Source organism: Acutalibacter muris (assembly GCF_002201475.1).
GTDB lineage: Bacteria > Bacillota > Clostridia > Oscillospirales > Acutalibacteraceae > Acutalibacter > Acutalibacter muris.
In genome coordinates this window covers 1087810-1111321 of record NZ_CP021422.1, presented here as the reverse complement: position 1 = coordinate 1111321, position 23512 = coordinate 1087810, and the positions used below count along the sequence as shown (strand labels likewise).

The following is a 23512-nucleotide window of genomic DNA, read 5'->3' as shown; positions in this document are numbered from 1 at the left end:
TCAAATTTGTCAATACCTTTCCGAAAAGAAATTTGAGAAATTAGAATTTGCGCTCTTGACAAAAGAAAAAAATTTCGCTACTATAGAGAGGGTCAAGGTAACCGTGCAAAGGGGGGACTATATGGAATTTAACATTAAATTAGCGAGAGAACGTGCTGGTCTTACCCAAAAGGAGTTAGCTCAAAAAATTGGAGTCGCTCCAAGCACTTTAAATGGATATGAAAAAGGTAATCATGACCCCAAATCAGATTTAATTATTAAAATTGCTCTCATATGCGATGTTTCAGCTGATTATCTTCTTGGCCGCACAGATGACCCTACTCCAGAATACATCCGACAAAGTCAAGATACACCCAAGTTGTCTTTACACGAAAGAGACGTGGCACTCGCTTACCGCAAGGCCAATGATGACACGAAGCTAATCGTTGATACTGCGTTAAAGCCATTCTTTCATAAAGAATCTGAAAAGGGGATACGGGAAAAAGCTATTGGATAGAGTATACAAGCAAAGGTATTATCAAACATTTAATTATAGAAGAATATAAAAGGAAATGAGGAATGAAAATGACATGTCCAAGATGTGGCGGGAATGTTCCTTCCGGCGCAAAAAGTTGTGGCACCTGTGGAGCTATATTTACTTACAGACAGCAAGTACCTACTCAGTCCGCTTCGAGAGCCCAACAGCCTGCCGCTGCCGCTAAAACCGTGCAGCAGAAAAGCAAGCCGAAGGGCGCGTTTCGCTGGTGGCAGATTCCTCTTGCCTTGTTTATTTTCTTTTTAGGCTTTGGCTTCGGGCTTTCGGCCAATAGCGGTGCACCCACCACCGACAAAAAAGAGCCTGCTAAAACACAGCCATCCTCTGAATCACCAGAGACAAAAAAAGATGAATCGTCCCAAGTTGAGGAAAACAGCGCAGCCGGTGAACCATCCGAAAGTGATGAATTATATAAAATCACATACCAAACACATGACGTGTACGTAAACAGCATAGGAAACCTGTGTTGTGACGTAATAATTGAAATTGAAAACACAAGTAAGTACAATTTATTTTTAGATAGTCCTTCATATGATTTTGAAGATTCTGAGGGAAAATTGCTTGGAACGTCTAATATATTTTCTCTAGGTTCAGAAGACCCCGATATTATTGCTCCCGGCGAGAAAGGTTATTACTACGCCAATGGCGCACCAGTTGATGGCACCCTTACCGCTGATATGGATTATGTTTTTGTTCCACACCTTAACGTTCGCAAGTCAAAAAACGATATTGTACGATATGAAGTTAGCGACTTGTCTTTAACTGAGGGTGAGTTTGGCAATGGCACTATAACAGGAAGGATTACAAACAATACAGATGAAGATGACAAAATGGTATGGGCAAGCATTATGCTATACAACGCTGATGGGAACCCAATCGGGATTTTCGGGACAAACGTGCATGATGTAAATGCTGGGGCTACCGTGTCATTCAGTGCGAGTGCGCTTCCTGTTATGCATAATGTTAAATATGCCGATATAGCAGATTATAAAGTTATCGCTGCAAAAAAGCAGTATCAGTTTGATTAAGCAATAAAAAGCCCGCTCCCACCCAGGGGCGGGCCTTTCCATACCCAAAAATCCAAAGAGGTGACAAAAATGCGCTATGCTGAATACTTGAGGAAAAGCCGGGCGGATGATCCGAGCGAACCCATAGAGGTCACGCTGGCACGGCACCGGGAAGCTTTGCGGCAGTGTATGGCTAAACATGCCCTTGTCGTTGCGCCGGAGGACGTGTTCGAGGAGGTGGCCTCTGGGGACAGTCTCTATGCGCGGCCGCAAATGCTGAAGCTGCTGGAGGCTGTGGAGCAGGGTGTATATGACGGTGTGCTCTGTATGGATATCCAGCGCCTGGGGCGTGGGTCCATGAGCGACCAGGGGGCTATATTGGACGCTTTCAAACTGTCGGGGACGAAGATTATCACCCCTAACAAGGTGTACGACCTCTCAGATGAAAATGACGAAACCTATACCGAGTTTGAGACCTTCTTGGGGCGGCAGGAGTACAAGATGATAAAGCGCCGCCTGCGCCGGGGGATAAAGGCCACGGTGGAAAGCGGCGGGTATATTGCAAACGCGCCGTATGGGTATGAAAAGACCCGTATCGGCAAGACACCCTCTCTTAAGCCAAACCCCGAGGAGGCCCCCTTTGTTCGCATGATATTTGACCTATACCTCTCAGGTATGGGCTGCCAGCGCATCGCCGACCGCATAAACTCTCTGGGCGCAAAGCCCCGGCGAGACGTACAATTCAGCCGTACCACCATCAGGAATATTTTGCAGAACCCGGTATACACCGGCCATATAGTATGGGACCGCAAGACCCACATCCGCCCCAGCAGGCAGAGCGGCGGCAAGCACATAACTATATATAACCCCCAGGAAAGCTGGACCATAGTCGACGGTCTGCACCAGGGCATAGTACCTCAAGAGACCTTTGAGCAGGTACAGGGAATCTTTGCGAAGCGTCACCGCTCACCAAGCTTTACCGGCGTTATAGAAAACCCTCTGGCCGGCCTTATCGTCTGCGGCAACTGCGGACACAATATGCAGCGTCAGGCGGATAAAAGGGGCGGGCCCATGCTCCTTTGCCAGAAGCGGGGATGTATCGTCTCAAGCAAGCTGCATTTGGTGGAGGAAGCGCTTATCTCCCGGCTTCGGGAGGAGATGAACGAGCTTGTTCAAAACGCTGGCTCTGAAAGTCCCGGAGAGGATAACACCGCCCAGACCCTAAAGGCCATCGAGCGGCAGATAGCCACGGCCAAGGCCCAGGACAGCAGGCTGTACGATTTAGTGGAGCAGGGAGTATACGACACAGATACTTTTCTTCAGCGCCACGCTGCCCTCTCACAACGTATTGCTGACCTGGAGAAGGCCCGGACAGACATACGCCCCAGGGAACAGCTGAACGTGCCAAAAATGGCGGAACGCATACAAGAGGTACTCGATTCCTACTTTGATATGGATTCCCAGCAGCGCAACGAACTGCTTAAAAGCGTGCTGGAGAAGGTCATATACAAAAAGGAACCCGGCGCAAAGCCCGCCGAGTTCCACTTGACGCTGTTTCTTTTGCCCATTTACCTATAGAGCGGTTAATGTTTCTCATAGACCGGTGTGTTTGCAGCAAGATATAGCGTTACAGAGCTGTTTGCCGGGAAATGTTTTCGGTTTGCTGGTAACTGAATAATACCCTCCTCAATTTCAAGCAACAGATATTTTGGGCGCTTGCGGATTCCTGTTGTGATAATTTCTTTGACCATGCCGGTGATACAAAGGGAATTGCGATATACGAGCAGACCGCCGCTGACCAACAGATACGCCCCAAGCGCTGCACAGGGAATTGCCAGGGTGATGTTGCCTGTAATAGCCCACATTATAATAGAAAGCACGAGCGCCGCGCCGCCAACTATCATCCGCAAACCGATTACTCTCCGCAACGGCTCCGGCAGTTTTTTGAATTTCTCCCAGGTCGATTTCACAGCAGCACCAGCCTCTTTTTTCTGAGCAGCGACAACAGGTCAGCCACCACCTCGTCCCGGCAGCCAGTCGACTCCATCTGCTGCTCCAAGAGGTTATCCGCGATGTTGTGGGGGTTGTAGATTTTCTCTACCAGCGCCTGCCGGTTTCTTGCTCGGAGTAGCTTGCGGGTGGGGTGGATGTTCCTGCTCCGTAGGTAGACCAGTTCGGCAACGGTCATGCGAAGCCCTGCCTTCTTCAGCCAGCAGAGGAGTTCCTTTTCCTTGGCACTCAGCCCGATGCCAGGACGCCGGGTGGGACAAAGGACACAACTGGTCAGTGTATAGTAGCGAAAGGCGGCAGTGTTCTCCTGCTGGATTTCAGCAAGCCCGGCTCGGGAGAGGTTGGCCAGAGCCAGCTCCTCGGCCTTGGTCTGAGCGGCCGCGAACTCGTACCGGCCCTTGCGCCAAAGCTCGGCCTGGAGGCCGGAGAGCTGGATGGTCTTGCCGCAATGAGTCACTTTTAAGGGTTTATGCAGGCTGGATTTTGAGCTGCCTTTGGATATGTAAATCATGGTTTTTGCTCCTTTTCAGAGATTTTATCATACTACACGAACAGCGAAAGCGCTTTACAACTTAAATCACATACAAAATTGCAACACAAGCCCCAATCACCACCAGCAGGCACAGTATCAGCGCTGCTACCTTTTTGATGATGCCCTTGTCCAGGCCGTTCCGGTGGTGGCCTTCGTCTATGGGGAGGCGGTCGTCGTAGTAGCCGTCGTAACCGTCCTCAACAGGTGGCTCGGTTTTTTCAGGCCGGGTTTTGGTTTTTACAGGATTTTCTTTCTTCTTTTTCTCTTTGGGGGGCTTCTCCACAGTGCTTTTCGGCAGGGATTTCCCACATTCCGGGCAAAAAGATACGGCGCTGTCCGGGAGGGACGCGCCGCAATAAGGGCAATATTTCATTTTTCAACAGCCTTTCCACAATAATATTTAAAAAGCCGGCCCGGGGTATCGGCCAGCTTTCCACGCTAATATTATAGCAGATTCTCATTTCCGTGTCATCGGCTTGACATAGGCAAAATATAGGCAAACGCAACTTTTTACGCGGAAATCGCTCAGTTTTTCAAATATTTCTTGAGTTCATCGTCAAAATTTTCATGCGTAACAGTCAAAATAGCAATGCCACCCAACGTGGTCACTCTATCAAAGTCCACTCAAAATTTTCCCACAACAGCCTGCTGCCAATGTCCGTCCCCTCCGGCAGAAGAAACATGGCAACCTGATTCTCCACACCGTCATCGCTGGTCATGTAGGCGTAATCACCGTTTATCGAATCGACTGTATAGTAAACTGGCTCCACCATATCCACTCCTTTTGGGGATATTATACCAGATTCAACTGCATTTAGCAACAAAAAAACGGCGAAGCCCAAAGGCCACGCCGTTAATATGCACTTTAGAACATCGCCACCGCCCCATACCCCGGTTCAACAGAGTATACCGGCTCGGGGACGCTCTCTTTCGGTTGTGCCGGAATCCGCTCCAATTTGTGAGGGGGCTCCCTTTTCACTGCCGTCTGCCTGAAATACCAAGCCGCCAGCCACGCCTCATAGTGGGCTTTAGTCGTCAGCATCAGTCCGCTGAAACTTTCGTAGGTCATGCTCACTGAGACATGGTTTTCAGGCTTGTTCCCAAACCGCGGCACGATAAGCCCGGTCTTCTTGGTCTCGCCGGGGCCGCTGCTGGCTACGAACAGAAAATTTCCGTTCTTGCCGCATACCAGCTCAGCTGTGCGGGACAGGCTCATGCCATCGGGCCGGGAGCGGTTGATTTTCGCAAGCTTCTCAGCCGAAGTACCGCCCAGGCATTTGTAAAGCGGTTCCTTGTTGCTCTCTTTCAGGCGCTGGGCCATCATATGCCGTAGCTCGCCGGAGCAAAGCTTGCGGCAGAGCTCCAAAAACTCGTCAATCGCCATATAGATATGCACGGAATTTGTCTGCCGCTGGCCTGCCGGGAGCTTCATGTCGTAGGTTGCAAAACAAAAATGCACCTTACCGAACTCGAAGGAATCGTTCAGGGTCTCCACGAAACAGGCGCGGGCGTCTTTGCGGATGATTTGGTGTTCGTTGCGGTCAGTGTCCATTATATACCTCCATATCTGAATCGGGATAGTCCAGTATAACGACATTCCCGGCAGTTCTTGGCGTGTCATTCACCATCTTTTCCAGCCTTTGCATCACATGTCCCCTGTAAAGGACAGTGCCGCAATCCACGCATTTATAGCATGGGACGCCGCAAATGACAATGAACTGGCCATTCCGGGGTGTAACATTGTTTGTGATGTCCTTTTTTAGCAAGCCTCCACAGTGAGGACATATCATGTTGATACCTCCTGCATTTCTTTCAGCGCTGCTACCAGCTTGATGGTATTCTGCCTGTACTGCTCCACCAGCGGCCTGTCCAGGTCGAAGTCAGAGAATCTATACCAGAGGTACTGCATGATCGCACGTTTCTGCTCCAAGGCCGGGACCTTCCGCATAAGCAGGGCAATCACCGGCGCGGAACCTATGTCGATCCGCATAAACTCTCTATCCTCCGGGGAGAAGTATTTCTTCATCCACCGCCCGGCTTGGACTTGTCCTCCTTTGAAATGGTGGTTCTGCTCCATACTCAGCAGAAATTTGCAGCCCCCATCCGGCGTTGGCTCTGCCACAAAGGGATAGAGCCGACAGGCGGTCGGCTTGGCCTGCTGGATGGTACAGCGGTTGTCCTTGAGGAAGATACAGGCGTCGTCCGGGCCAGTGGTCTTGAGCATATATACCGTGTACCCCGATTTGTCCAGGGGCACCGGCTCGGCATAACGGACAAAGATTTCGTCCAAGCAGGTGACCGACTGCCCACGGCCGCGGAGATATTTTGCCAGACGATATGCGTCCAGCGTGTTCAGACAAGTGCTCCTTTTTATCGTAAACACCTACCAGCCACAGGCCCTCCGGGGCAATGATCTGCCGCATCCAGGCAAAGCCCAGGCCCTTACGGAGCAGATGCTCGCTGAGTTCCATACCAAAACCGTTCACCGTATTTCCTCCCTCGTCCGGGAGAGTGTCCTGCCAGTCCTCGGCAGGGAAGCCGCTGAGCTGCATGATTTGGCAGGCCTCGTGGAGGGGCAAAACAGGTTGGTCCGTGCACCAAAAGCTTTCGTCCTCGTATTTTGCCCAGCATGGGACATGGCGGACGAGATGCTTTTCGACCTCGTTAGTCAGTATTTCCGATACCTCCGGCCAGGGCAGAAGATAGCAACTTTTTTCAAACGCTTTCATGTGATTTGCTCCTTTGTTATTCTATTTGCAGGGGATATTTTTAGGACATACTGTGTGTTCCTGGTCTCGAAGCGAATCTCACTGGGCGAAACACGCCGCAGATTCAAGACCGGGGTAGTCCTTCTCAGGCCGTTACCCTCGTGGATCAGCGCCGGTTCGCCCACAGTGATGGGACGCATCGGGCTGCCGGAGATGATACGGCTGATTTTTGTTGCTGTCATGTTTTCACCACCTCTATATAATAGAAAGCGCGGGACAGTCGCCTGCCCCGCCACTTTCTTCCGGCTCATTTTAGCCAGCCATATCCTCAAATTCCTGCTCCGTTAGGGTGGTAACACCCAGAGCCTGGGCCTTCGCCAGCTTACTGCCGGCCTTCTCGCCCACGATCAGGAAGTCAGTATTTTTGCTTACCGAGGAAGCCGGGTGCGCGCCCAGCTCCAAAAGGCGGGTCTGGATGCCGTCGCGGGTGTAATTCACCAGCTTGCCGGTGGCCACCACGGTTTTGCCTGCAAAGGGGTTGTTTGTGTTGTTCATAGTCGATGTCTCCTTTATGAATGTAATATGGTCGAGCAGAGGACGCCTCAGCTTGGCCTCCTCCGCGTCGTTGTACCATTTGTAGATGTTGTCGCGCATTGTCGTGCCGAAGTTGGATAGCATTGTGAAATCAAATCCATTCTGAATTGCCTCCTCGAACAGTTTCCAAGAACCGCCGCAAGCCTTATCAATTATTCTCCCGGCATGGCGGCCCACCATGGGGATACCCAGACCGGCGATGAACTTCGCCAAAGTGCAGGTGCGGCTCTTGCCGATGGACGCTTGCAGCCGCTCATAGGATTTTACGCCAAAGCCCTCTGTGTTGATGATCTCCTCCTTGTGCCGCTCCAGCTCATACAGGTCGCCAAAGTTGCGTATCCAGCCGTGACCGATGAACTTCTCCAGGGTCGTGGCGGACAGGCCCTCAATGTTCATGCGGGTCTTTTCGCAAAAATGGGCGAACTTCTGTACCAGCTTGGCGGCACAGTGGGGATTGTCGCAGAAAAGCTGGGATGTGCCGCCGGAGGTCTGCTGAATGGACAGCGCTCCTCCGCAGCAGGGACACTTTTCGGGCAGCTTATATGTGCCGCTTTTGGTGAGGTTTTCCGCGATTTGCGGGATAATCATGTTGGCCTTGTAGACCTGGATGGTGTCACCCACGCCGAACCGAAACTGCTCAAAGATATTGTAGTTGTGCAGATAGGCCCGCTAAACACTGTACGGTGTGCAGCGTTGAATATGTCCCTGGCTCTGGCATATCGAAGTATTGTCCTGCTTGTGCCAAGAAGATACAGAGGGAGCGTGGGATTGAGGGAAAACGCAGGAGCAGGGAGAGAAAAAGGCAGGCATGTATTGAACTGTCCGCAAAAAATGACCGACTGAAGCTGGCCGCCGTCGTAGCGGAGCACCAGGGTCAGGCCGTCCAGCTTCCAGGACAGTACCACGTCCCGGCCTCCGGCAAAACGTACCAAATCGTCTACTGATTTGGTCTTATCCGCCGAAAGCATAGGGCGGGTATGGCGCACCTCGGTCAGGCTCTCCAGTATCTCGCCCGGAACCTTCTGGGTGGGGGAGTCGGAGAGGGTAATGCCGTTTTTCTGCTCCAGCTTTTTCAGCAGGTCAACTGCCACATCGTAGTCCCGGTCGGACATGATGGGGCGGTCGTCTCGGAAGTAGGCGATGTCGGCCTCTTTGATGGTGGCGATAAGGCCGCGCATCCGCTCGATTTTGGATTGAATGTCGTCCATGTGGACACTCTCCTTTACAAGTTGATTATGTGATGGGGATTACTCCCCGGATGAAAGTTGGCAGGAGTGAAATCTGAACACTCCAATCTATAGTGAAAAAAGCGCACACGGTTTTACCATGCACGCTTTTGTTGCCCCTCCGGGGAGCACTATTAACTTTTGCGCCGGATTTCCTCGGCTAAAGCGCAAATTGCGCTCTGTAACTCGGATTACTGTGTTTGATTGAAACCCAAACTTGATACTGTATGTCTATTATATCAGAGTTCATTTCAAAATCAACTACAAAAATCCAGCCGGTTTATGTCATGTTGATAAATTCGGCCGGTGATAGAATTTTGGGGGTTTCCAAACCTGATTCCAAAAAAATCCTTATCGCCAGTAAGAAGAACATCAGCCTTTGCCTCAATCGCCGCTCTTAAAATAGGGCGGTCATCCGCATCTCTGACTTGTGATTCTGATATGCTTTCGTCTGTTGGGATGGGTACAAGCTCAAGTGTCAGCAAAGCGGTTGAAAGGAATTTATTGAGGGCCGCCAAGCGTTTAGGGAATTTCTTGTTGAATATCCTTCTCATTTCATCAACATTTTGCTCACAAATTAACCCGCGGTTAGGATAGGTGGCCGCCTTTACGTAAGCCTGGTAGGGAACTCCGTTTGCGCTCAGAGCCGCAGATATGAGGACATTTGTGTCAATTAGAACCCTCATACATCTTCATCCTCATTTCGCAATTCTTTTACAAGCGCCATAACATCCTCGTCTGATATAATGCCAGCCTGCTCTGCTTCGCCTGCCATTTCATTCTGAAGCATCTGCATGGCATATACAGCCGAGTTGACAATACGGACAGCCCCATCTTCCACAATAAAAGAAATGCGGTCTCCGCTTGCCACACCAAGGGCTTCACGAACGCCCTTTGGGATTGCGACCATCCCTTTTGCCATGATTTTTGCATTGTCAACGAAAGTGTTTGATAACATATCTTCCACCTCCCAAAATATAGAAGAAGCATGGGTTTGCTCAAACTATAGCCTCTTGCTGTTTTGGAGCGCATCCACGTCCATCCATCTATTCTTATTTTATCAGATTTTCACTGGGTATGCAATCAATTTTTTGATCTAATCCGGCCTTACATGAATACTATTTGCATCAGCTTGCCATCCTCTCCGCGCTTCTCCACCGCATGGCCGCCCAATAGTTATCACTTCTCAAATATTGAGCAGTGATAACTATACAAACCCTTCCACGAACCCCCGCACTTCCTTCGGCGCGGAACAGTCGCTGAAGCCATAGAGCTGCTTGATCCTCCCTGCATCCATATCGATTTCAGTGGTGAAGAAGGGCTTCTCCGGCTGCCCTGCCCGGCGGATAAAGAACACCATGCTCCGGCCAAGAACGTGCCGGTCATAGTAGCCGGCGTTCCCAACACAGTGGTGCAGACTACGGCCCTCGTTGATAAAGTCGTTCTTGGTTTGGGGGTACACAATGCAATAATCCTTGCTTGCGTACTCCTGTGCCCACTCGTACAGGCCGTTCTCAATAGCGCGGGACAGCAGCAAGTTCTCTTTCTCTGTCTTTTGCGCGGCAAGCTGCTCTGACAAGAGGTCATGCTGGGTCTTCAGGTCGCGGGGCTCCAGAACAGCCTTTTTCTTCAGGTTGCAGCCCATGTTCCTGGCCGTGTCCAAGTAATCGCGGTACAACCCAAGCAAATTCGCATATGATTTCGTGATTTTCTTCTGGCCCTGCAAGTACCTCAAAACCCGTCCCAGGCTGTTGTACTCCATGATGCCTTGCATGGTGGTCAGGCTGGTTATGTCCAAATTCAAAGCACACAACTCACGGAATACCTCGAAGGGCACCCATTTTGGGGATACTGCAAGGAGATTTATCTCGTTTTCGACCGCCTGGGTCTCACGAAGAACCGGGAGATACTGTTTGCTTACGCCGGTCAGCTCCGAAAAGCTGACGGCGCCAGATTTCTTTGGCGACAGGCCCGCCGCCAGACCCGGAAGGCCCAGTTTGAACAGGTACTCCGCCTGTGGGATAATTTGCAGATTCCATAGAAGCCCGGCAAAGTTGATGGGCCGGAGCAAGTCCTTCAAACCAGCCTGCAGGTCAACATGACAGTATCGCTCGCCAAACACCTCCGGCAGATTTTCCGTGTACACATAGGTATCGCTGTAGCACACCGAGCCGTTTTTAAGCCTGCTCCATACGCTCCAGTAGTACGGATAACTTCTCCACCAGTAGGCGTAGGCTTTCTGCCGGCCAGCCTTTTCAACAACGATGTTGAGAAAGAAGTCTGAATAGTCAAACTCCGGCTCCCTCTCGTCAGGAGAGATAATGCGCCGCACATCGCTGTACCGAAGGAACAGCTGCCATCCACCCGGGAGGGAATACAGATTTTTGCTTTCTCTACAATGGGCTTAGCAGCCCATTCTCCCCGGAACCTGACGGGAAAACCGCACTTTGGGCAAACACCCTCGCTGCCCGGTTTCACCGAACGGTCGAGGAGGAACTCCCTGCCACAGTGCATACACCGTCCCCAGCGCTTGCTTTTTTCCAGCTTAGTCAGGTAGACGATAGACTTATGGAACACATGGCTCTCGCAAAACTCGTCCAAGTCGTCGGGGTAGGCGGGGAACATATCCAGATGCTGCTCCATGAGCCGGTATTTTGCATCCCTGGCCTTCTCTTTTTTCTGCTTATGGAAGCGCTCGATAAACTCTCCTACGCACTCCTCCGTCTGATGCAGGACGTTCAGTGAGGAATGCCGAATTCCTCTGGGCGGCGGGTAACAATCGTTTCCCGTATTTCCGCCTGCTCCTCCGGTGTCAGAAGCAGATGCGTCCCCTTCTGGAATCCGTGTTTCTTCGGTTCCAGCGCTTTGTCTCCCTCTCGCTTATATGCCGTCCATATTTCGCTGGCGCGACTCTGCCGCACTCCGGTTAATTCCTCTATTTCTTTCCCGGTTTTCCCCATCTTTTTGAGGCGTACGACCTGCCGGCGTATCTGCTTGAGTTCTCCACTTTTCAGTTTTCGTAAATCTATGTATTCCATACTCTCTATTTTACCACTTTCTACTGCTTTTTTCTAGGTCGTTTTTCAGGAATAATAGTATGCGAATCTGAAAAGCCGGCCTGATTGCTGCAGTCCATGAACAGGCAGCCGGAGCTGTTCCACTCCCCGGTGAACAGGTGGTGAAGATAATAGTCGTTGTCGCTGTGCTGGGCAACTGGGTAGTCGATATTGGTACCGCCGATGGTAAGCCACGCCACGATTTCCGGGTTGACTGCCCGAAGGGACTCGAAGTCCACTTGCGGAGATGGAGGGGAAGTCAGTTCTGACTCAGAGGATTGGGGAGGAGGAAGTTCTGGCGAGCTCGATGTGTCCGGCCGGATTGTGGGGTCAGGCGTAGGAACTCGCACGAACTGCCGCAAATCATCATAGGCGTGGACGCTCACGTTGTCCTCATGGACTGGCACATAAACCTGCCAAGCAGCTACACCAGAAACCGCAAGGAGGATGAGCGCCGCCACAATAAAAATCAGTTTCTTCATGCGCACCCCCTTACAGCTTGTTAGCCTTGTCCTTCATGGCCTGGGCGGTTGGGTTGGTGTAGAGCATGGTTACTTGAATAGAGCTGTGTCCAGCTAAATTACTGACCTCGTGAATTGAGAATCCGCTTTCCAAAGCATGAGAACAGAAAAAATATCTCAAAGTTTTTGGAGAAATATCATTTGAATATTTGTTAAATATCTGGTTGATTCTGGATGGGGTCAGCTTCTCACTTTGCCTGCTGACAAAGAAGTATGGACTGTCGGAGTTACGCTCCTTCAGATATTCACGCATGGCATGAACGATCTTGTCGTTAATGTATACCACCCGCTGCTTGTCGCCCTTGCCGATGACGCGGATTTCCCTGGCAGTCAAATCAACCTGGTCCAGCTTGAGGTCAGCGCACTCACTCCGCCGTATGCCGGAGTAGGCGAACAGGGTCACGATGGCGTAGTCGCGTTTGCTGCCGCTCTCCAAAAGTCGTTGCCGGAACGCCTCCTCATCCTTCTTGGTAACATTGCTGGGGCTGGCGTACTGAAGCTGGATTTTCATGAAATCGTTCTTCAGTATGACGGTGTCCATCTGCTGACAGGATTCTATGAGCCAATCGTTGTAGCTCCGTAGGGAAGACAGGTGGTGGTTGACGGTCTTGGGATTGTAGCCCTTGATGTTGCGCATATAGGAGATGTATTCCAGTACGTTGGCCCGGTAAAGTTGACTTGGCCGCTCGCCAAATGTCTCCTCGCACCGCCGAAAATATTGCGAGATATTTTGGCAGTAAACTGAAACTGTTCCGGGGGATTTCCCCATAGCGTGTAGGTAGAGAGAAAATAATTTTAACATAGTATCGCCTCCAAACTATATCACACAGTTTGGAGGCGATTCTTGCAACCGAAATATTTGCTCAGGCTTACCAATTATATATTTTTTAGGCAGATATCGCCTCTTGAGGAGGAAATATTATTTTGAATAACTCGTTTCGGGCCTGCCTCCCTACAATTTGGTAAAACTCAGAGGGGGATAAGGGGCCATTTGAATGGCTGGGCTAAATAAAAATGATATTGAACAAACCTCACTGTTGCAGAATGTTATCCCTCCGACATTATACACCACACACTACACCTTTACCGCGACGACCGGCAGAGCGGAAAATGGTATAGAAATTGTCTGCAAATGGCGTTTTTTGAGCATCTATCAAATGGAACCGGTCATCCGCTAACCGAATCATGGTCCGGCAGCGGTGCATCAAAGTCGGGCGCATCTCCAAAATAGTAGAAAAAGTAACGCATCTCCTGTTCCGCCATGCGGCCGGCTTTCAGTTGGCGGAAAGTCTCTTTCAGCAGCGGCTCCCTCGGGTAGGGCAGGGAGCGCATCTTGATGCTGCCGTCGGTAATGACCATATAGCGGGCGTCTTTGTCCGGATCATCCAGGCGATGGTATGAAACACTGCCGGGGTTGAGCCACTCCATCCCGTCACCAAGGATATGGACGCACTGGCGGTGGGTGTGGCCGAAAACCATGCGCCGTCGGGGAGCGACCCAATATTCTTTTGGAGTATGCCGTCTCCAATGCTCCTCAAATACATGGCGGCATTCGATCACCTCATAGCTTCCCGGCCGGTACTGGTGCTGCACCAGATAGACCCACCCGTCCGCCTGAAACACGGCGCTTTCAGGGAGAGAATCTATATAGGCTGCCTGTTCGCCGGTCATCCGCTCCAGATTATGGTGGACCCATTTGTACTGCCCCGCGGGTGCATGACGGAAGTCCTCCGTATGAAAAACCCGGACCGCATTGCCATCGTGATTCCCCTTTACCAAAACAGCTCTGGAACAACTTTGGAACCGCTCGATCACTTCGGCGGGGTCGGTGCCATAGTCTATCATATCCCCCGCGAAGCAGAGAAGGTCATATTCCCTCTCCTGCTCCAAAACCGCGTCCAGCGCCCAGATATTGGCGTGGACATCTGACAGTACTATAACTTTCACAGGCACATCTCCAGAATTTTCCGGACGTCCTCCGGTGTTAGCGCTTTGTACCCCTTTAGCACTTCCCCATGGCAGGATTTGCCTGCCATTATATCAAAATTTCTGCTGTCAATCCCAATCTCCGTCAAGGTGGACTGCAATCCCAGCTTATTAAAGAGGAAGTCCTCAGTCAGCTCTATGCTCCTTCGGGCAATATCCATAGTCGGCAGAGACGGGTCGATGCCAAACACGTTCACTCCATACTCCCGGAAGCGGCCCACCGTAGTATCGTCCAGCACATATTTCATCCAGCGGGGAGTGAGGATAGCAAGGCCCAGGCCGTGGGTGATGTCGTAAATGGCTGAGAGCTCATGCTCGATGGGATGACAGGTCCAGCCACAGTTCTGCAGCGCTCCGGCCATCCCGTTTATTGCCCAGGAGCTGGTCCACATGAGATTGGCCCTGGCCTCATAGCTGTCGGGCTGCTCAAGGGCAACAGGGGCATACTTTATCACCGTCTTTATCATGCCCTCCATAAATCGGTCCAGCATATACATACTGCCGCCCTCCGGCACAAAGTATATCTCCAACAGGTGGGACAGGATATCCGCACAGCCACAGGCTGTCTGGTATCTGCCCACAGAATAGGTCTCTGTGGGGTCCAGGAAGGACACCTTGGGCTGCATACAGGGATAACCCCTGCCTATCTTATCTTTGGTCTCAATGTTTGTGATAACGCCGCCGTTGTCCATCTCGGAGCCGGTGGCCGCCAGGGTCAGCACCGTTATAAGGGGCAGGGCCCTTTCGGGAGCGGCGGCGCCCGATGAAAAGTCCCAGGGGTCCCCGTCATAGCAGGCCCCGGCGGCAATATACTTGCTGCAATCCAGCACCGAGCCGCCGCCAACGGCTAAAACCACATCCACCCCCTCCCTCTTGCAGATATCGGCCCCCGCCCGGACGGATGTGACCCGGGGATTGGGGTCTATCCCGGAAAGCTCGAACAGCTCCAGCCCGGCCTCCTTCACCTGGGCCGCCACCCGGGCATACAGGCCGCTCTTTTTTATAGAACCCCCGCCGTAGCAGAGCAGGACCTTTTTCCCATAGGCCGCAAGCTCTTTCCCCAGATTACCCAGCTGGTTGGGGCCGAAATAAACTTTGGTGGGTATGTCATAAATAAATGAGTTCATAATTTGTATTCCTTTCGTGATTTATATTGTAGTTCTTATTTGCATAAATTATGCTCAAAATTATACCAGCGGGCGAAGTGCGGCGTACAGCTGCCGGTAGCGCTCATAAATTTCCATGTACCGCTCGTGCTGCCGCGGGTCCGGGTAGTAGGTCTCTTTTTCTCTCACCATTTGCGCGGCGGCCTCCTGCAGGCTCCCGAAGCAGCCGATAGCCGCCCCGGTTATCATGGCGCTGCCCACCGTACCGGAGTCCGCCGTGTGGAGCGCGGTCATCGGTATATTCAGCACGTCCGCCTTCATCTGCATCCACAGGCTGGACGCCGCCCCGCCCCCGGACGCCTGCAGCTTTTTGAAGCGCACGCCGGTATCGCGTAGATATTCCATGTTCAGGAGCATCTCATAGGCGATGCCCTCCATGCAGCCCCTGTATATCTCCGCCACTGTGGTGGCCGTGGTCATGCCGATTATGGCGCCTTTGGACCCGGTATCCATATATGGCGTAGCCGCTCCGGCGAAGTGGGGCAGCACTAAAAGGCCGGTGGGCTCCGCCGCCTGGCGCTCAAGATAGGCGTGAACAGATAGCCCTTCCCGGGCGGCCAGCTCCTTTTCACCCTTTGCCAGGGTGTCCGCGCACCACTGTATCAGCGCGCCCCCGGTATAGGAAAAGCAGTAGGTCACGTACTTCCCGGGCACCACATACGGGACGACCGCGTAATTGCCCCGGTGCATTGCCTCCAAGGGGGGCATACCGTCATATACCGGGGTCAGGCACTCCACCGTACCCGCACATTCCAGAGCCTTCCCGGAGTCGAACACTCCCGCTCCGACGGCTCCTGCCACCTGGTCCTGGCTGACGCTGACCACCTGTAACCGGGTGGAAAGGCCCGTCCTTTTAGCCGCCTCCGGCAGCAGGGTCCCGGCCGCGGTCCCCGATGGGACCGGCCTTGAGAGCAGCCTCTCATCCACTCCCGCGGCGGAGAGTATTTTCCTGTTCCAGGTAAGGGTGTTGATGTCAAAGGCCATAGTCCTGGTAGCCAGGGAATAGTCTATCTGGGCCGTGCCGGTCAGCCGGAACACCACAAAGTCTTCCATGAGCAGAATGTGCTCGGCCCTTCGGTACACCTCCGGCCAGTGGTCCTTTATCCACATGATTTTTGGCAGGCTGTACATGCCGTGAGGCTTCAGCCCCGTGACGGCCGCTATTTCGGCGCTGCCCAGCTCCTCCTCCAGGGCCCTGCACTCATCAGCGCCCCGGGGGTCGGTGTACAGCATGGCGGTATGCAGCGGGCATCCGGCTTTGTCGGTCAAAACGAAGGTTTCTCCGAAGCTGGTCACCCCGATCCCGGCGATGTCCGGGTGCCGGCGGCCCATCTCCTCCATGACCTCAAAGACGCTGTCAATTATATCCTGTACCTCAACCTCGTGTGCGGTCTTCGTGCGCTTCACCGGGTAGTCACGGTAAGCCTTGCCAAGGCAGCTGCCGTCCGAATCAAAAACCGTCAGCTTACAGCCGGTTGAGCCAATATCCAGTCCCGCGATCTTCATAAGGGCCCCTCTCACTGCATTGCGAAAATGCGCATGGCCTCTTTCACGTTCTCCTTCATCGCCCCACGGGCGGCGGAGGCCATGTCCGAGAAAAACAGGGGCTTTCCCTTCTGCCTCTCTATATGGGCCGAAACTGCCGACCCTCCCGCCTTGTCCATATATGTGAAATAGTTTATCTTCCGCACGCCTGCCCGGATAGCTTTGGCAAAATCCTCACGGGAAACGCCGGAGCCGCCATGCATCACCACCGGGATGCCCCCTGTGGCGGAGCGCACCCTGCTGACCGCCGAAAAGTCCAGCCTTGGCTCTGTAAGATAGATGCCGTGGGTGGTCCCGAAGGAGCAGGCCAGCGCGTCTATGCCGGAGGCGGCCGCAAATTCCCCGGCAAGCTCCGGGTCGGTGTATATCTTGGTCTCATCCTCCCCGGCGGTATCCCCTGAACCGGTCTCCCGCCTGCCCATGGAGCCCAGCTCCGCCTCTACAGATGCCCCGGCCTTTCCGGCCATCTCCACCGCCAGCCGGGTGTTCTTCAGGTTCTCGTCATAGGGCAGCACAGAGCCGTCGTACATGATAGAGGTAAACCCTATATCCAGGGCTTTTTTCAGATAGTCCAGGGTCTCGCCGTGGTCCAGGTGCACGCACACCGGCACCGCCGCCCGCTTCGCCATATAGACCATGGCCGGGCCTATTACCTCCAGGGGCGTCAGATTTTCGTGGCACTGGGCAAACTGGGCTATCACCGGCAGTCCCAGCTCTTCCGCGGCCCCAAGTATAGCCTCCAGGCCCTCAAGATTCGCCGCGTTAAAGGCTCCCACAGCTATTTTCTTTTCCTCTGCAATCTGCAGAATATCCTTCAAGTTAAGCAGCATAGTGACCGTTCCTTCCCGTTTACGGCTTTTTTATCTGGCTGAACATCACCTCAAAAGCCCCGTCTGAGCAAAACAGTATCTTCTCCGCCTCCAGCGGCGTGTATATCAGCGAACTCATGACCCGCTCCCCATCGTTTGCGAACACCTCTACCGTATACTTGTCCATCAGTATTCTCAGCTTTACCCTGCCCTCATGCCCGGTAAGGGGCATAGTCCTCACAGCCAGCAGGTCTCTGGCACTGCCCGAATAGGTGCGGTCGGTGGTGAAGGTATGCTTTGCGCCGTCATATACCAGCGAGGTGTAGAAGCGCCCGTCGGCGGCCACCCGGAGCTCCAGGCTTTTGCACTTCTCCGTGTCCAGCTCGACAGTCATGTCAAAGACCCTGCCGCCCACTCCCGGCAGCTCCTTAAATTCCTCGGAGGCCTCCACCCGGAGTTTTAGCTCATCGGTGCGGTACTTCTCCAACTCCCTCACCGGGTTCTGGCACAGCCGCCCGTCCCGGAGGGTAAGCTCTCTGGGCACGGTCATGGGGCCGGACCACTTGAAATCGTTTGGTGTAAGGTAATTCTCCCAGTTGTTCATCCAGGCTATCAGCACCCGACGGCCGTCCGGGGTTTCGGTGGTCTGTCCGGCATAGAAGTCCATGCCGTAGTCAATGGCCTGGACTGCCTCCCGGGTGAAGGTATGGGAGCCCTTGTCGTAGCTCCCTATAAGGCAGAGACTTCCGTTGCCGTTATGGTGCTCAAGGCCCTCGGCAAGCATCTCCTGGGGGGAGACTATGAGCACCTGCTTCCCGTCCAAGGGGAAGAAATCCGGGCACTCCCACATTTTGCCGTACTCGTTATTGCAGCGGTCCAGTATGCTCACAAAGCGCCAGCTTCTCAGGTCCCGTGAGCTGTATAGGGCTATCTGTCCGCTGCCGTCGGGGCTCCTACTGCCTATGACCGCGTAGAAGCCGTCGTCCTCCCGCCAAAACTTAGGGTCCCGGAAGTCCGAAAGGGAGCTGCCCTCTGGGAGAGTGTCGGCGGTTATCACCGGGTTCTCCGGGAATTTCTCATAGTCCCTGCCGTTGCCCACAGCCATGGACTGGGTCTGGCGTATCTGCAAAGTGCCGTCCGGGAGCTTATCCTCCCGGTTGCTGGTGTACATCAGGTAGTGTTTCCCCTGCCACTCTATGGCACTGCCCGAAAAACAGCCGTCCTTATCGTAGGGCATATCCGGCGCAAGGGCACTGGGCACATACTCCCAGCTTATCAGGTCGCGGCTCTTATAGTGCCCCCAGTGGATGTTTCCCCAGCGGGTACCATATGGGTTGTTCTGGTAGAACAGGTGGTACTCGCCCTTATACACTGAAAAGCCGTTGGGGTCGTTGGCCCAGCCCACGGCGGGACTCATGTGGAACACCGGCCTCTGCTCTGCCGGTATCTCCGATGATTTGACGGCCTCGTATTCCCGGGTCTTTAATAGTTTTTCACTCATATTCTCTTTCCCTCATTTCTATCTGGGAGAATTCCGCCTTCCCAAAGGAAAACAGCCCCAAATTTCTATTTTGATAGTCGTACATACGAAAGCTCATGGCGGCCTCGCTGTTTACATATACCAGCCCTACCGTTCCCTCTGTGACTACTTCCATGTGGTATACGCCGTCCCCGGGCCTTCTCAGGGGCACTTCCAGCTCTATGTCATAGGGGAAGGTCTTGCCGCCCTCCTCGTACATCCTGAGCCATGAACGGAACACCAGCCTGTTCATCTCAGGCTCTACATAGATATAGTAGCCCTCTCTCATCTCCTCGCTGGCCTGAAGTATCACCCCGGCCTGGTGTGCACCGTCGGAACGTATCTTCACGTGGATATAGCAAGTTTCCGGCATCTGTTGCATTAAAAGCATCTGCTGGGAGGAGGCGGTTTTGGCGGTCCAGCACCCACCGCTCTCCTGCCAGCCCTCAGTGACCGGTGAAAAGCTGTTGGGAACACTATGGGTAAACAGCGCCTTTTTACTCTCCGGAAGGGCAAGCCCCAGATCGCCGTCAGGCTGCTGGATTAGCCGATGAACCACCATGCCGCCGCCCCAGTCCCAGGTTCGGTAGTCCCGGCCCTTGAATTTATCCGGCCAGAAGCCGAAGATATTCTCGTCCTTTGTGGGATTCCAGCCGCAAATGTAACGCTCCATGTCATGGCCGGCCGTCTTCGCGGCGTAGAAAGCCCGGGCGTCCAGCCTGTGGTTTTTGGGTATCTGCCACTGGGTCTCACCCACATGGCATTTCACATAGTAGGTGCCGAACAGATTGGTGTAGGAGGAGAACACAAGATAATACCAGTCCCCCATCCTGAAAACATCTGGGCACTCGCACGCGCCGTTAAACCTTTCGGGGAAATACACCGGCTCCCTGTACTCCCAGGTTTTCAGGTCCTTTGACACGCACAGCCCCACGCACCCTGTCTGGCTATGGGGCCTGTTGGCCCGGGCGGCCAGGAACATCCAGTATTCCCCCAGCTCCTCCCTATAGACTATCCTGGGATCGCGCCAATCGGAGCAGTGGTAGATGTCCCCGTCCGGCCCGAAGGTATCAGCCTCCTGGTACTCCCAGTTGTCGAGACTGCCGTCTTTGCTGATATAGTGGGTCACATACTGCTTACCCTCCGGGAAAATGCAGGCAAACAGGTGCCACTGCCCGTTGCGGCAGACTATGTCCCCGGTGCCGCCTCTGACATGGATGGGCGTCTCCGGACCCATATGCACCAAATCCTTGCTCTCCATCCTGTGCCAGCCCGGCACAAAATCCGGGGCGTCCCTGTCCAGCCAGTGCTTGAGATAGAAAAGCTGGTATTTTCCGTCTATATACTTCGGTATGATATCCCCGCACTTGGCGTTCGGTGCGGTATAAAACAGCTTTGGCTTCACTCTGCATCACCCTTCTCCGATATATTTTTCTTATCCTGCTGTCGGGCCAGCCAGTTCTCCCTTTGCAGTGCCCTATACTTCTTCCCGGCATGATCCGTCACATAGAAGCTGTCCGCGCGAAGGACGTTCTCAAGCTCACCTATGAACCGCTCCCGCTCCGCGCTCTCCGGCGGTATATCGTTGACACCCGCTATAAGCGGCGTGCGGATGTACACCGGCTTTTTAAGCTCCGACAGCCGCCTCAGATTCTCAAAGGTACGGCCACAGCCTGCCCCGGTATATTTCAGGGCCAGTTTCTCACTCATAAATTTTATGTCTACCAAAAATAGATCTGTAAGGGCCAGCACGCTCTCTATCACGCTCCACTCTACGTTCAGTGTGGTGTCTATGCACGTGCCTATGTCCTCCCGCCTGCACAGCCTGAAGAGCTCCCTCACAAAGCCCGCCTGCAAGAGCGGCTCACCGCCTGAGCAGGTGACTCCACCCTCAGCGCCGTAGATGCTCCTGTCCCGCAAGAGCCCCCTGAGGACTTCCTCTGTGGTCCTCCTGCTCCCGCACACCCTCAGCGCCTCTGCCGGACAGGCTTCGGCGCACTCCCGCTTCTGCCCACAGTCCCTGCAAATATGCACGTCTATGCCGCCCTCTCCGGCAGCGCCTTTTGTGCAGCGCCCAAGGCAGCCGCCACAGCCAACGCAAAGCTCCGGGTAGTACATCATCTCCTGCCCCGGGTACTGGGACTCCGGGTTATGGCACCAGAGGCAGGACATATGGCAGCCCTTCAGGAACACCGTGGAGCGTATCCCCGGGCCGTCGTGGAGGGAGTACCGCTGTATGTCCATTATCATTGCGCTCTCCATAGTACCTCCTAGCATATCCTCCTGATAATGTGCTCCTGCAGCTCCTCGTCCAGCTCCACAAACCTGGCGTTGAAGCCCCAGACCCGGACTATCAGGTCCTTATAGCGCTCCGGCTCCTGCTGGGCCCGGCGGAGCTCGGAAGCGTCGTACATGGAGATATTCAGCACCGGCACCCCGGCCTCGTCACAGGCCTCAATAAGCCTCGCGACGATCCCTTCCCTGTCCGCTCCCATCACAAAGTCGCTCTTATTTAGGGTGATATGCAAAGGCGAGGAGGCGTAGCCCTCCCGCATGGGCAGTCTTGAGGCCGACTCTATGATGGCGGTGGGCCCCTTCTTGGCCGCTCCGGGAGTGGGCGAGCAGTGCTCGGCTATGGGGTCGCGGAACCTTCTGCCGTCGGGGGTAGCACCGGTGATATTGGCAAAAATCTTGAAGTCGATATTGTAGAGTCCGGGCCATACCCGCTTGCCGCTTTCGGTACGGTAAGCGTCCACCCTGTCGATGAAGAGCCGGGATATCCAGGCCGCAAGCTCATCCACACGCTCCTCGCCACAACCATACTTTGGGGCATGCAGAAGCCTTTGGCGCAAGGGCTCACGGCCCTTAAAGTCCACCGCCATGGCCTCCCGGAGCTCGTTGAGGGTGCAGTACTTTTTCTCGAACACACAGTATTCTATGGCCCTAAGGCTGTCGGCGGCGGTGGTGACCGTGCCGGAGAGGAGCTGGTAGTCGTACACCGAGAAGCCGCCCCCGCGAAGGGGGTCCCGCCCGGTTATCAGGCAGTCCTCGAAGGTGCCCGCCAGGAAGGGCGAGGTCATGGTCACGGTCTCGTCCTCGTGTATCTTCCTGCCGATAGTCTCAAGCTCCCGGTCCAGCTGGAACCAGAGCTGTGCCTTAAAAGCACTCAGGAAGTCGTCAAATATGTCCATGTTCTCTATCTCCCCGGAGCGAAATCCCGTCAAAAGCCCGGTCTCCGGGGTGAACTCCGGCATATCCTTGCTGTTTTTCCTCATGCTCACCGGGTAGATAAATGGGTTCTCCTCGCCGTTGAACATGGTCAGTTCCACAGTCTTTACCATCTCGTGTTGCCAGAAGGCAATATGGCTCCTGCCGTCTATCACCGTCTCGGTACAGCCGTCGTTGGCGTACCGGCAGGCATCCGTATGTGCTATCCCGGCCCTCTCCATGGCGGGCATTATCCAGCGGTCGAAATAGAGGGTAGGCTGGCCCTTGCCCTCTGAGAGCATCCGCACGCAGGTCTTTTTCAATTCCTCCGGCGAGCCCGGGTGCAGACGCACGTTCAGGTGCGGCTCTGCGTCCCCCGTGCGCTCATAGGCCTCCAAAAACACCCAGGTGAGCTCGTTTGTCAGGTCGCGGCCCCCCTCATCCTGGCCAGAGAGCATCAGGTTTCTGAGTGTGTCCCCGGTGCGTATCTCGTTGAGATACCCATAGAACTGCATGACAGCTTCCATGGCCTCCTCCCGATTCCACGCGCCGCGCTCCATATCGCTCTTGCAGAAGGTGTACAGCTTCTGGTCAAGCCTGCCGATGCAACCGCCGCCGAAGGGGCGGCGGAGAAGATACATAAACCAGAAAAGCTGCAGGGCCTGGATAAAGTTCCCGGGCCTGCCCTGGGCCAGCGCCTGGCAGTTGTCCGCTATTTTCTGCAGCCGCCCGGCGTCCTCCGGGCGCTCCTTCTTCATTTCAAGGGCCCTGTCCATATGCTTCAGTATGAACTCCCGCACTCCAATGTACACGCCATGCACCGCCTGCCTGTACACGGCGGTCTCCTCCGTGTCCTCTGCCGTCCTCTTGGCGGTCAGTTCCAGAACTCCCTGGACGCCGTATTTCAGCACCGCGTCACCCATGGGGAAGTGGACGTTGTCCTCACCGAAGGCGTTCTTAAAAAGGTTCTTGCTGAAAACCGGCTTGTGCAGCCCGGCCAAAAGGCCGCTTTGGGGGATGTGTATATCGTAGGACTGGAAAACCTCCTGCTGGGACTGGACGCACTGAAAAATTTCTTGCTCGTTCAAATT

The 23512-nt window shown here is 53.9% G+C and carries 27 protein-coding genes and 1 pseudogene; 4 read left to right on the top strand and 24 right to left on the bottom strand.

Annotated features, from left to right (window positions below; all coding sequences use genetic code 11):
* Nucleotides 1-121 precede the first annotated feature (121 nt).
* From ADH66_RS05605 to ADH66_RS05595, 3 genes are all read left to right on the top strand, one after another.
* On the top strand, nt 122-496 hold the full coding sequence (locus ADH66_RS05605; RefSeq protein ID WP_066534599.1) for a helix-turn-helix domain-containing protein: 375 nt from the start codon (nt 122-124) through the stop codon (nt 494-496).
* Nucleotides 497-558: 62 nt separating this feature from the next.
* Complete coding sequence (locus ADH66_RS05600; protein WP_066534603.1) at nt 559-1563, top strand: FxLYD domain-containing protein; 1005 nt, start codon at nt 559-561, stop codon at nt 1561-1563.
* 69 nt (nt 1564-1632) lie between these two features.
* Nucleotides 1633-3120: a recombinase family protein gene (locus ADH66_RS05595; protein ID WP_084384218.1), complete on the top strand. Its 1488-nt coding sequence runs from the start codon at nt 1633-1635 to the stop codon at nt 3118-3120.
* Between the two features lie 5 nt (nt 3121-3125).
* Here the strand turns inward: ADH66_RS05595 and ADH66_RS05590 are convergent, their stop codons facing one another.
* The 16 genes and pseudogenes from ADH66_RS05590 to ADH66_RS05515 all read right to left on the bottom strand — a co-directional run bounded on the left by ADH66_RS05590 (nt 3126) and on the right by ADH66_RS05515 (nt 12991).
* Nucleotides 3126-3512 (bottom strand): hypothetical protein, encoded by a 387-nt coding sequence (locus tag ADH66_RS05590; protein WP_066534606.1) that lies wholly within the window; start codon nt 3510-3512, stop codon nt 3126-3128.
* The gene (locus tag ADH66_RS05585; RefSeq protein WP_066534609.1) at nt 3509-4063 is read right to left on the bottom strand and encodes a hypothetical protein; all 555 of its coding nucleotides are present in this window, start codon (nt 4061-4063) and stop codon (nt 3509-3511) included. The genes ADH66_RS05590 and ADH66_RS05585 overlap by 4 nt, the downstream gene beginning before the upstream one ends.
* 61 nt (nt 4064-4124) lie before the next feature.
* Complete coding sequence (locus ADH66_RS05580; protein WP_066534613.1) at nt 4125-4457, bottom strand: zinc ribbon domain-containing protein; 333 nt, start codon at nt 4455-4457, stop codon at nt 4125-4127.
* 232 nt (nt 4458-4689) lie between these two features.
* The gene (locus ADH66_RS19885; protein WP_157130586.1) at nt 4690-4857 is read right to left on the bottom strand and encodes a hypothetical protein; all 168 of its coding nucleotides are present in this window, start codon (nt 4855-4857) and stop codon (nt 4690-4692) included.
* Nucleotides 4858-4949: 92 nt separating this feature from the next.
* A complete protein-coding gene (locus ADH66_RS05575) occupies nt 4950-5636 on the bottom strand; it encodes a hypothetical protein (RefSeq protein ID WP_066534616.1) in 687 nt (228 codons plus the stop codon).
* A 118-nt stretch (nt 5637-5754) separates the two neighbouring features.
* Nucleotides 5755-5874: pseudogene (locus ADH66_RS21635) on the bottom strand (YgiT-type zinc finger protein); the annotation flags it as partial.
* Entirely contained in the window at nt 5871-6467 is a 597-nt protein-coding gene (locus ADH66_RS05565; RefSeq protein ID WP_157130587.1) for a YkgJ family cysteine cluster protein, read from the bottom strand. The gene ADH66_RS05565 and the pseudogene ADH66_RS21635, both read right to left, overlap by 4 nt.
* A 342-nt stretch (nt 6468-6809) precedes the next feature.
* Entirely contained in the window at nt 6810-7034 is a 225-nt protein-coding gene (locus ADH66_RS19880) for a hypothetical protein (protein WP_157130588.1), read from the bottom strand.
* A 70-nt stretch (nt 7035-7104) separates the two neighbouring features.
* Nucleotides 7105-8007 carry a BRCT domain-containing protein gene (locus tag ADH66_RS05555; RefSeq protein ID WP_236757197.1) on the bottom strand — a complete coding sequence of 301 codons (903 nt, stop codon included), beginning with the start codon at nt 8005-8007 and terminating at the stop codon, nt 7105-7107.
* Nucleotides 7971-8594, bottom strand: coding sequence for a hypothetical protein (locus tag ADH66_RS21950; protein WP_066534630.1), 624 nt, complete (start codon nt 8592-8594; stop codon nt 7971-7973). The genes ADH66_RS05555 and ADH66_RS21950 overlap by 37 nt, the downstream gene beginning before the upstream one ends.
* A gap of 275 nt (nt 8595-8869) precedes the next feature.
* Nucleotides 8870-9298, bottom strand: a complete 429-nt coding sequence (locus ADH66_RS05545; RefSeq protein ID WP_236757196.1) for a putative toxin-antitoxin system toxin component, PIN family — start codon at nt 9296-9298, stop codon at nt 8870-8872.
* A complete protein-coding gene (locus ADH66_RS05540) occupies nt 9295-9570 on the bottom strand; it encodes an AbrB/MazE/SpoVT family DNA-binding domain-containing protein (protein ID WP_066534635.1) in 276 nt (91 codons plus the stop codon). The genes ADH66_RS05545 and ADH66_RS05540 overlap by 4 nt, the downstream gene beginning before the upstream one ends.
* Nucleotides 9571-9819: 249 nt before the next feature.
* The gene (locus ADH66_RS05535) at nt 9820-10944 is read right to left on the bottom strand and encodes a PcfJ domain-containing protein (protein ID WP_066534638.1); all 1125 of its coding nucleotides are present in this window, start codon (nt 10942-10944) and stop codon (nt 9820-9822) included.
* 406 nt (nt 10945-11350) lie between these two features.
* On the bottom strand, nt 11351-11650 hold the full coding sequence (locus ADH66_RS05525; RefSeq protein WP_066534644.1) for a COG3415 family protein: 300 nt from the start codon (nt 11648-11650) through the stop codon (nt 11351-11353).
* 20 nt (nt 11651-11670) lie between these two features.
* Nucleotides 11671-12150: a class B sortase gene (locus ADH66_RS05520; protein WP_066534647.1), complete on the bottom strand. Its 480-nt coding sequence runs from the start codon at nt 12148-12150 to the stop codon at nt 11671-11673.
* A gap of 10 nt (nt 12151-12160) precedes the next feature.
* Complete coding sequence (locus tag ADH66_RS05515) at nt 12161-12991, bottom strand: tyrosine-type recombinase/integrase (protein ID WP_066534657.1); 831 nt, start codon at nt 12989-12991, stop codon at nt 12161-12163.
* Nucleotides 12992-13184: 193 nt separating this feature from the next.
* On the opposite strand from ADH66_RS05515, the gene ADH66_RS05510 reads away from it, so the two are divergent.
* Entirely contained in the window at nt 13185-13367 is a 183-nt protein-coding gene (locus tag ADH66_RS05510; protein ID WP_066534659.1) for a hypothetical protein, read from the top strand.
* On the opposite strand, the gene ADH66_RS05505 is transcribed toward ADH66_RS05510, so the two are convergent.
* The 8 genes from ADH66_RS05505 to ADH66_RS05470 are packed head-to-tail and all read right to left on the bottom strand — an operon-like array spanning nt 13357 to nt 23509.
* Entirely contained in the window at nt 13357-14136 is a 780-nt protein-coding gene (locus tag ADH66_RS05505) for a metallophosphoesterase family protein (protein WP_066534661.1), read from the bottom strand. The two genes, ADH66_RS05510 and ADH66_RS05505, sit on opposite strands and share 11 nt — an antisense overlap.
* Nucleotides 14133-15302: an iron-containing alcohol dehydrogenase gene (locus tag ADH66_RS05500; protein WP_066534664.1), complete on the bottom strand. Its 1170-nt coding sequence runs from the start codon at nt 15300-15302 to the stop codon at nt 14133-14135. The genes ADH66_RS05505 and ADH66_RS05500 overlap by 4 nt, the downstream gene beginning before the upstream one ends.
* Nucleotides 15303-15362: 60 nt before the next feature.
* Entirely contained in the window at nt 15363-16847 is a 1485-nt protein-coding gene (locus ADH66_RS05495; protein ID WP_066534667.1) for an FGGY-family carbohydrate kinase, read from the bottom strand.
* A gap of 11 nt (nt 16848-16858) precedes the next feature.
* Nucleotides 16859-17716, bottom strand: coding sequence for a class II fructose-bisphosphate aldolase (locus tag ADH66_RS05490; protein ID WP_066534672.1), 858 nt, complete (start codon nt 17714-17716; stop codon nt 16859-16861).
* Between the two features lie 19 nt (nt 17717-17735).
* Nucleotides 17736-19196 (bottom strand): glycoside hydrolase family 32 protein, encoded by a 1461-nt coding sequence (locus ADH66_RS05485; protein WP_066534675.1) that lies wholly within the window; start codon nt 19194-19196, stop codon nt 17736-17738.
* Entirely contained in the window at nt 19189-20619 is a 1431-nt protein-coding gene (locus ADH66_RS05480; RefSeq protein ID WP_066534678.1) for a glycoside hydrolase family 32 protein, read from the bottom strand. Before ADH66_RS05480 ends, ADH66_RS05485 begins: the two co-directional genes overlap by 8 nt.
* The gene (locus ADH66_RS05475; protein WP_066534679.1) at nt 20616-21476 is read right to left on the bottom strand and encodes a glycyl-radical enzyme activating protein; all 861 of its coding nucleotides are present in this window, start codon (nt 21474-21476) and stop codon (nt 20616-20618) included. The genes ADH66_RS05480 and ADH66_RS05475 overlap by 4 nt, the downstream gene beginning before the upstream one ends.
* 8 nt (nt 21477-21484) lie before the next feature.
* On the bottom strand, nt 21485-23509 hold the full coding sequence (locus tag ADH66_RS05470; RefSeq protein ID WP_066534681.1) for a pyruvate formate lyase family protein: 2025 nt from the start codon (nt 23507-23509) through the stop codon (nt 21485-21487).
* Between the last annotated feature and the right edge of the window lie 3 nt (nt 23510-23512).